Origin of the sequence: Streptomyces afghaniensis, from assembly GCF_044327915.1 — a bacterium.
GTDB classification, from domain to species: domain Bacteria; phylum Actinomycetota; class Actinomycetes; order Streptomycetales; family Streptomycetaceae; genus Streptomyces; species Streptomyces afghaniensis.
The window spans coordinates 56,615-65,654 of record NZ_JBIRGJ010000014.1 but is presented as its reverse complement, the minus strand read 5'-3'; the positions used below and the strand labels follow the sequence as shown (position 1 = coordinate 65,654).

Below are 9,040 nucleotides of genomic sequence, written 5' to 3'. Positions count from 1 at the left end.
CCCGCGGCGCGGGTACCACATCGCTGCGCGATGTGCAAGCGAACACCCGTGCTGCGCACGGGTGTTGCGCTCCCGCTCCGCGGGAGCGCTGGCGGGTGACTGCGCCACCCGCTCACCCCTCTTGCTGCGCAAGAGGGGTGACGGTCCGTCCGCTGCGCTCCCGGACCGGCTGGGACTTCGTCCCGCTACGCAGACTTTCGCTTCGCTCTAGCCTGGCCGGCGGGTCCGCTGCGCTCCCCCGCCTGACGGTCCTTCCGGCTGCGCCTCCAGAACCGTTGGGGCCCGCTGACGCGGGCCGGGCTGGCTACGGGGGTGGGGGTCGCTCGTTCGGGGCGGGTTTCGATGTAGCGCCTGCCTCAGGTTGATGCAGAATGTACTGTTGGCGAAAACGTGGGATAGGCCCTGGAGAGTTTGAAATTATTTGATCCAGTCTTTCCAACGAGGGTAGGCCGGGTCGCACTGTCCATTTTCAATTGCCTGTTGGTGAGCACGACGCGGACTCACCGGATCTCCGAAAGAGAAGATTGCGCAGTCTGGGTAGACCGGCTGCATGCCGTACCAGCCGACCGTTATGAGGAGCACGAGCATGAGGGAGGCGAGTAAGTGCTTCCACGTAGGAGGACCTGAGACGGAACGGATCACGCAGAGAGCGTAAGGCCACTAAGAGTTGACCGACTACCTAACGCTTCCCGAAGTCCCATGTATGCCAGCTCACCCCAGAAATGGACATTATGACTGTCGTTCAGCTCCGAGAGCATCAGATCGACCAGAAGTCAGCTTTTCGTCGGTGGGTGGGATTCCCTGCAAGGTCTTCTGTGCCCCCGCAGGGCGCCCGCGGGACGATCGTGTCAGCGACCGGGTCGGGTAAGACGATCACGGCGGCTGCGTGCGCGCTGGAGTGCTTCCCGGGCGGCCGGATCCTCGTCACCGTGCCGACCCTGGACCTGATCGTGCAGACCGCCCAGGCGTGGCGCCTGGTGGGCCACCGGGCCCCGATGGTCGCGGTGTGCTCGCTGGAGAACGACCCGGTGCTGAACGAGCTGGGAGTGCGCACCACCACCAACCCGATCCAACTCGCCCTGTGGGCCGGGCACGGGCCGGTCATCGTGTTCGCCACATACGCCTCTCTCGTGGACCGCGAGGACATCGACGCACACGGGGGCCAGCGGAAGGTTCGCGGGCCGCTGGAGGCCGCTCTCGTGGGCGGAGAGCGCCTGTACGGACAGCAGATGGACGGTTTTTCGCTCGCCATCATCGACGAAGCCCACTCAACCGCAGGTGATCTTGGCAGGCCATGGGCGGCCATCCACGACAACGCCCGCATCCCCGCCGACTTCCGGCTCTACCTCACCGCGACCCCCCGCATCCTCGCCGCGCCCCGGCCACAAAAGGGCGCGGCCGGCCAGGAGCTGGAGGTGGCCTCGATGGGCCAGGACTCCGAGACCTACGGGCCGTGGCTGGCCGAGCTCGGGCTGAGCGAGGCGATCGAGCGGGGCATCCTCGCCGGTTTCGAGATCGACGTGCTGGAGATCCGCGACCCCTCCCCCGTCCTGGACGAGTCGGAGGAAGCGCAGCGAGGCCGGCGCCTCGCTCTCCTGCAGACCGCCCTCCTGGAGCACGCCGCCGCGTACAACCTGCGCACCGTCATGACCTTCCACCAGAAGGTGGAGGAAGCAGCGGCGTTCGCGGAGAAGATGCCGGAGACCGCCGCGGAGCTGTACGTCAACGACGCCTCCGACGACGACCTGGCGGCCGCGGACCGGCTCCCGAAGTCGTCGATCGACGCGGAGTTCTACGAGCTCGAGGCCGGCCGCCACGTATCCCCGGACCGCGTGTGGTCGGCATGGCTGTGCGGCGACCACCTCGTGTCCGAACGCCGCGAGGTCCTGCGCCAGTTCGCCAACGGCATCAACGCGGCTGGCTGCCGGGTACACCGGGCGTTCCTCGCCTCGGTTCGGGTGCTCGGGGAGGGCGTGGACATCACCGGCGAGCGCGGCGTGGAGGCGATCTGCTTCGCCGACACCCGCGGCTCGCAGGTAGAGATCGTGCAGAACATCGGCCGCGCGCTCCGGTTGAACCGCGACGGCTCCACCAAGGTGGCCAGGATCATCGTGCCGGTCTTCCTCGAGCCCGGCGAAGACCCGCAGGACATGGTCGCCTCCGCGTCGTTCCGCCCCCTTGTAGCGGTCCTCCAAGGCCTGCGCAGCCACGATGAACGACTCGTCGAGCAACTCGCCTCCCGCGCCCTCACCCACGGGAAGCGCAAGGTCCACATCCGGCGTGACGAAGACGGACGGATCGTCGGGGCCGGCGGCGAGGGCGACGGCGAGGACCAGGAGCAGGACGACACGCAGGCCGCCGCCGAAGCGGCCCTGCTGCACTTCTCCAGCCCGCGCGACGCCGCGACCATCGCGGCCTTCCTGCGCACCCGGGTCTACCGGCCCGAGTCCCTGGTGTGGCTGGAGGGCTACCAGGCCCTGCTCCGGTGGCGGAAGGAGAACGAGATCACCGGCCTCTACGCCGTTCCCTACGACGTCGAGGTGGAAGTGGGGGTCACGAAAGATTTTCCGCTGGGGCGCTGGGTCCACCAGCAGAGGAAGGCCCTGCGGGCAGGTGAACTGGAGGAGCGGCGCAAGACCCTGCTGGACGCGCCGGAGGCCGGGATGGTGTGGGAGCCAGGCGAAGAAGCGTGGGAGAACAAGCTCGCCGCGCTCCGGTCCTACCGGCGGACCACAGGGCACCTGGCGCCCCGGCAGGACGCGGTCTGGGGCGAGGGCGAGGCGATGGTGCCCATCGGGCAGCACATGGCCAACCTCCGACGCAAAGGCGGCCTCGGAAAGGACCCGGAGCGGGCCCGGGAGCGCGCGGAGCAGCTGGCCGCGATCGACCCGGACTGGAACTGCCCCTGGCCACTCAACTGGCAACGCCACTACTGCATCCTCGCCGACCTCGCCGCCGACGAACCCGACGGCCAGCTGCCCGACATCGCCCCCGGCGTCCTCTACGAACGCGACGACATCGGCACATGGCTCCAACAGCAACGCCGCAACTGGACGGAACTCTCCGCAGAGCAGCAGCAGCGACTCACAGCGCTCGGCATCAAACCGCTCCAGACGCCGCCTCCCGCCCCAGAGGCCAAGCGCGCGACAAAGGGGCCGAGCAAGGCGCAACAGGCCTTCCAGCGCGGCCTGACAGCCCTCACCCAGTGGGTGGAACGGGAAGGCACCCACCGGCCCGTCCCGCGCGGCCACAGCGAAGAGATCACCGTTGACGGCGAAGCGGAGCCCGTGACCGTCAAGCTGGGCGTATGGGTATCGAACACCAAATCGAGAAGGGACCGGCTTGCACAGGACCAGCGGGACGCCCTACGGAAGCTGGGCATGGAATGGGCGTGAGCGCCGCTGGGCGGGAAGCGTTCAGCGTCGTGCAACCGGTCGGCGGCAGGCAGTCGACACGCTTGGTGAAGACGTCCGCTACAAGCGGGTACGGCCTCCTGGCAGAGCCCTCGACATCCCAGAGGAGAGCATTAGGGGTCAGGCGGCGGTTGCTCGTGCCATGCCGCTGATGTGCAGCCAAGCCCGAGCAAGTTCGCTGCCGGCTCTCTCGAGGTTGTCGGCTGGCCAACCGCAGTGGGCGTAAAGGCGTCGCAGCATCGACAGGGTGGCCAGCGGAGCACCCGCACAGCGTTGAGCGGCCTCTTGAGGGCTGAACTGCAGTTGCTGATACACGAAGTGATCTTCGGGTCCGGTGCCTGGGGCTCCTGTCGCGTCCGCACAGAACATCATCAGGCCATGAGCCTGCCCGTGCGCGACGGCTGAGGTAGCCCGCCACAACAGAGTGCCCAGAGGGCTGCCGCCCGGGGCAACGATCTGTCCAGCTAGGCCGGTGGTGCTGGGCGCTGGTGACGAGCCCAGGTAGCAGGGTCTGAACTTATCCGCGATCTTTCCCTTGACCGAGAACCCGTGGTGTCTGGCGGCACGCAGAATCTGCTCGGTGCGTTCTCGCAGATGTTGCAGATGCCGCTGGGCATCGGGTGATGCCCCAAGGTCTGCAACCATGAGTGACTGCTCTTTCAGGCTTTGCAGTCTGTAGTTCATATGGCGACGGACCCGCTCGCGGGCGTCGATGCCCGGCTCAAGGAGAAACCAGGGCTGGGTTGCGATGTCGAGCGCGCCCCGGGCAACCGTGTGCGATGCCATCAGACCGCCAGGCGACGTGAACAGCAGACCGAGGCTGTCGAGGTGATCCATAACAGCCATGACCGGCGAAATCGCGGCCAGATGCGCGTCATGCACCGGCCGGGTCCCCCACTCCCCCGCCAGACCACGGTCTTCACAAAGTTCCACAGAGCCTGGCGACCCGGGCGCAGCAAGGCCGTTGTACCGGGCGTAGGTGTTGTCGAATTCCTCGCGAAGCGTCTGCAAGGAGCGGCTGAGCACGTGCCATGCATCTGTCGTCACAGCGAAAACGGTAGGCCGCAACATGGCTGGAAGCATGCGAATTCCGCGACACCATGACTGTGACCTGTTCCGCCGCCCCTGGGCAGGGTCTGTCGGCCGCTGGCGTGAACGAAGAGGTGCAGGGGGTCCCACGTCCATAGCCGTCATTCCACCTGGCTCCAGGGTGCTTCATGTTGGGGGTTCCCGGTCGGCGTCCGAAGGACAGCACCGGGGCGCTGGCGACGTCACGTCCGTCCTGACCCACGCTGCCAGCTTGTCTCCGTGCTCCCCAGGGGCTCGTAGCCTGCGTCAGCCGGCGCTGTCCCGAGAATGCAGAGACTGGCAGAAAGGGGCGGGCGATGCGGGAGAACTGACGCTACGGCCTGTGTGGCGCCGGCCGTGCCGGCTGGTCGCTTGGGGAGGCGGACGTGGGACAGATCGAGCGGGGGCTTGAGCGCGCTTTGCGCACCCGGCCCATTCCCTCAAGCGCTGAGGCCCGCCTGCGATTTTTGCTGACGATGCACCGAGGTTCCACCCGGAGGGTGGCCACGGTGCTAGGAGTGTCGCAGCGCACTGTGCAGCGGTGGGTAACGAAGAAGTCGGGAGCACGTCGTCCACCGGGTCCGCTTCAGGTTCGGGCGATTGAGGAAGCGGTGCTGGCTAGGTGGCAGCCCCGGATACGGGCCCGTCGACGTGCCCAGGCCGAGGCAGAAGGCTTCGTCTTCCATACCCGGGCGCGATTCGGGTTCGCCGCGCCAGCAGGGTCTTCGGACGATCCGCGGGTGCGGTGGATCACCCAGGCCCTGCCGGGAGAGGTAGCCCGCGAGCTGTTCGCCGCCCGGGATGCTGTCGCGGGTGAGCAGCAGCAGTTGGTGATACTCGCCCGTGCGCTGGGGCACGCCTACTTTCGCGAATGGGGTCGCCGGGCCCATGGTCTGCAGGTCTCTTTCAGTGACGTCGAGTTCGCCGACTTCTCGATCGGCTGAGCCTGCTCCGTCGCGTAACCACGTCAGGGTGTTCAGCGTCGGGAGGGCCTGACACGACTGGCTGGCATCGCTTCGTACCTCTCAGCTTGCTGCCGCTCGCGCCAGTCCCACTCCACACGGCCGACCGGGCCTTTGCGGCGGGCTGCGGGCGGCTGTGGCGGGCGCAGTCTGGCCGTCTCCGCTACGCGCAGCAGGTGCCCACGGTCACCTAGCGCGGCGAGCAGCTCCTGGTCCTCGCCGGACACGAGTCGGGTGAAGCAGGCCGCAGCCCGCAAAAAGACGCCTGCCCAGGGCGGTACGGGGTGGGCGGCGCAGCCGTCGGTGTAGCGGGCGCGGTCGTGCAGGGCGAGCGTGGCTGTGGCGTCGTCGTAGTCGCGGGGGCGTGCGGTGGCGAGTTGCTGGAGGGAGGCGCCGGTGAACAGCGCGGCGACGACGGCCGCGGCCAGGCGAGGGTGTGCGGTCGCCGCGTGCAGCCGGTGGGCGACTCGCTGGGCGGTGTGCGCGGTGAGAGGCACGGGCGGTGGGCGGTGCCGCCAGACGATCGGCGGTGGCGTGCACGGGGCGGCGCAGGGGCGGGGGCTGTCGTAGGAGACGAGGCGGTCAAGTGCCGGCAGGGTGAGCCACCGGCTAGCCGGCGCGGCGGGCTCGTCTGCGGGCGGGGGTTCGGCGATAGGCGTGCCGTAGTAGCGGCGGCGGGCAGCCTCGAAGTCGGCGGTGACGGAGTAGTCGGCCGTCCGCAGGGCCTGGTGCAGAGCGGCGGGAAGGTGAGGGCGGTGGCAGATCAGGGTCAGGTGGATACCGGTGCGGGCCTGTAGCTGCAGAAGGCGCATCGTGCGGCGGGCGGTGAGGCGGTGAGCGCGCAGGACGGTCAGCCGGGTGACGGGCAGGGCGGTCATCCAGGCCGTGGCGGCTTCCCAGGCGGGCTGGCGGCCGCCGGGGAAGCGGCCCGGGAGCAGGGGCGGTTTGCCCAGGGCGGCGAGAAGGTCGTGGGCGAGGCCGGTTTCGCTGGTGGTGCCCGGGCCGGGGTGCAGGGTGATCCGGCCGGACGGCGGATGGTGGGCGGCCAGAGCGGTGTGCGTGTGCAGCGTGTCGTCGTGGCGGTCGAGAACCACGGTGACGGACGGCAGCGGCGGGGCGGGAGGCATGGACGGTGTGGTCAGGCGAGGCGGCTGAAGGCCCAGCGCAGCAGCTCTTGGTCGACGCGGGGGCGGCCGGTGCGTGCCAGGGCGGTGCGGGTGTGGGCGGTCAGCTGGGCCCAGGCGCGGAAGTTGCCGTGGGCTGCGTGGCTGTCGGCGAAGGTGATGTCATCGGGTTCGGCGTCGGCCCAGATGGGGTGGAACAGCGGGATCACCTCGAGGACCTCGTCGGGTGTGAGGCGGGTGAACTGCTGCCAGATGAAGACACGGGAGGACAGCATCGGTTCGCGGCGCAGTACGGTGTGGCAGCCCTCGCCGCCGACGAAGATGATCGCGAGCTGGGTGGCTGGTTCGTCCCAGAGGTAGCGGAAGTATTCGAATGCCTCCCCGTTGAGCAACTGGGCCTCGTCGACGAGGAAGGTGCGGGGGCGTTCAGCCAGGGCGGTCTTCAGCAGGCGGTCGAACTCGCTGGGGTGGCGCGGTGGTTCACCGGCCAGGTCGAGTGCGGTGAACAGTTCGTAGCGCACCGCGCGGGCGGTGGGCCGGGCCCGGAAAGTGATCTTGCGGACGTCCTCGCCGGGTTCGAGTGCGCGCAGGCAGGTGTTGACGGCGAGGGTCTTGCCGAAGCCGGCGCCGCCGTGGATGCACATCATGGCGCGGGCGGCGACGGTGTCGCTGATGTTCTCCCGGGCGGTGAGCAGGGCTCGGGTGGTGACCACGGACGCGTCGGGCAGGTCGACGTACTGGTAGGTGGCCGCGGTCACGAGGCGTCTCCGTCTTCAGCGGTCTGTGCGGTCGATCCGGGCACACGCCCGGGGGCAGGTTCGGACGGGACGGGCGCAGGCCGGCCGGGCGCGGTCCGGGTGGCGAGGGAGGGCGGGGTGCGCCAGTCGGCCGGTGGCGCGGCGGGCGGGATGAGGTCCGGCAGCGCCAGCTTCGAGGCGTCGGTGTGCTCGATGGCGGCCAGTTCGTGCCCGGCTTGAGCGGAGGTGAGGGCTCCCAGCCGCTGGGCCGGCCCGGCCGTGGTGGCCGGGGCGAAGCGCTGTCGGCGCAGCGTCTCGGCGGCTTTCACCTCGGCGCGCAGACGTCGGGCCCGCTCCGCTCGGGCTGTGCGCAGGGCATCGAGTTGTTCGGGGGTGGCCGCGTCCGCGAGGTGCGCGGGCCCGAGATAACCGCCGCTCGCGTCACAGATGTCGATCTCGTGATCGTGGTGCGGCATGTAGCGCACGGTGACGGTGCGGCCGGCCTGGCCGGTCATCCAGGGGGCGATGTAGGTGCGCCCGCGCCACCGCACACCGTGGCTGGTCAGCTTCCGCGGGCGGCCGTCATCCTCCAGAGTGAACGTCCACAGGTCGGCGGCGGGGACGTCCGTGACAGGGGTCGGATCGGCCTGCCATGCCTCAAGCGGCGTACGGCCGGACAGCGCCTGCGGCCGGTGCTCGGTGTTCCACCAGTGGGTCCAGGCCAGCACCTCCGCGGTGAAGTCCTGAAACGACATGGCACCGGACGTCTCCGGCCTGCGACCCGCGCCTCTACTTCGTCGGCCGGAGCGGGGCTTGGTGGAGGTGAGGGTGTAGCCGGGCAGGGCCGCGAACAGCATCCGGTCAACGGCCCGGTTGAGGTTTTCCACCGTGCCCTTGAGATGGGGGCTGTAGGCGGGAAGGTCCTTCACCGTCACGCACATCGCGCCGAACGCGGTGGTGACGGTGGTCGACAGGAAGTCCTTGCCCCGGTCCACCCGCACCTGCTCCGGTGTCCCTCCCGCGGGGCCGTAGGACTCCTCACGCAAAACAGCGGCGCGCAGCGCGGCCAGCACGGAGGCACGGGAAGGAACGCCAGGGGTGACCGCGGTGCCGGTGATGACTTTGGTGGCGGTGTCGATGAACCAGGTCACCCACGGGCGCACCAGGTCACCGTCGGCATCGACCAGCAGAGGTGCCTGGACATGATCGGCCTCCCATACGTGATTGCGCCAGGAGGCCGCCCGTTTACCGAAGACGTCGTGCGCGCGGGCCGCATCCGGCCCCGTCGCAAGACCGGCCCGCTCCCCCGCGGTGAGATCACGACGCACCGCACGCAGGAACGTCGACAACGACGGCACCGGGTCCAGCAACGGCACCGCAGCCGGCGGGGCGCCCGCGGGAGAAGCCGCGGAGTCAGACGCCGCCGTCGGCTGCTCCTCATGGCCGCTGGTCTGGGCCCGGGCCACCAACTGGCGGTGGACCGCGGAAGCGTTGCCGTGCCAGTACGCCAACAGCACCCGGATCTCCCTGGTGACCTCGAACCGGTCACCGCTGCGTTCCCCGGGGCGGATCGCGGCCCGGGGCGACCGGGAGGCCTCAGCCAGCCACCGCCAGACCGTCCGCTCCGACACCCCCAGGCACTCCCCGGCCAGGCGCACATGCTCCCGCGACAGCCGCCGCTCGGCGCGCAGCGCCAGCAGACGACGCACCGCCGGCGCCCGCAACGCCGTCAACGA

The 9,040-nt window shown here is 69.5% G+C and carries 6 protein-coding genes; 2 read left to right on the top strand and 4 right to left on the bottom strand.

Annotated features, from left to right (window positions below):
* Positions 1–731 precede the first annotated feature (731 nt).
* On the top strand, positions 732–3,395 hold the full coding sequence (locus ACH4G3_RS41480; RefSeq protein ID WP_397629338.1) for a DEAD/DEAH box helicase: 2,664 nt from the start codon (positions 732–734) through the stop codon (positions 3,393–3,395).
* Positions 3,396–3,533: 138 nt separating this feature from the next.
* Here the strand turns inward: ACH4G3_RS41480 and ACH4G3_RS41475 are convergent, their stop codons facing one another.
* Entirely contained in the window at positions 3,534–4,460 is a 927-nt protein-coding gene (locus tag ACH4G3_RS41475; RefSeq protein ID WP_397629337.1) for a hypothetical protein, read from the bottom strand.
* A 407-nt stretch (positions 4,461–4,867) separates the two neighbouring features.
* Here ACH4G3_RS41475 and tpg point away from each other — a divergent pair, with 407 nt between their 5' ends.
* Positions 4,868–5,425 carry a telomere-protecting terminal protein Tpg gene (tpg, locus tag ACH4G3_RS41470; RefSeq protein ID WP_397629336.1) on the top strand — a complete coding sequence of 186 codons (558 nt, stop codon included), beginning with the start codon at positions 4,868–4,870 and terminating at the stop codon, positions 5,423–5,425.
* Positions 5,426–5,457: 32 nt separating this feature from the next.
* Here the strand turns inward: tpg and ACH4G3_RS41465 are convergent, their stop codons facing one another.
* The 3 genes from ACH4G3_RS41465 to ACH4G3_RS41455 are packed head-to-tail and all read right to left on the bottom strand — an operon-like array spanning position 5,458 to position 9,013.
* Entirely contained in the window at positions 5,458–6,570 is a 1,113-nt protein-coding gene (locus ACH4G3_RS41465; RefSeq protein WP_397629335.1) for a hypothetical protein, read from the bottom strand.
* 11 nt (positions 6,571–6,581) lie between these two features.
* Complete coding sequence (locus ACH4G3_RS41460; protein WP_397629334.1) at positions 6,582–7,325, bottom strand: AAA family ATPase; 744 nt, start codon at positions 7,323–7,325, stop codon at positions 6,582–6,584.
* A complete protein-coding gene (locus tag ACH4G3_RS41455; protein WP_397629340.1) occupies positions 7,322–9,013 on the bottom strand; it encodes a Mu transposase C-terminal domain-containing protein in 1,692 nt (563 codons plus the stop codon). The genes ACH4G3_RS41460 and ACH4G3_RS41455 overlap by 4 nt, the downstream gene beginning before the upstream one ends.
* Between the last annotated feature and the right edge of the window lie 27 nt (positions 9,014–9,040).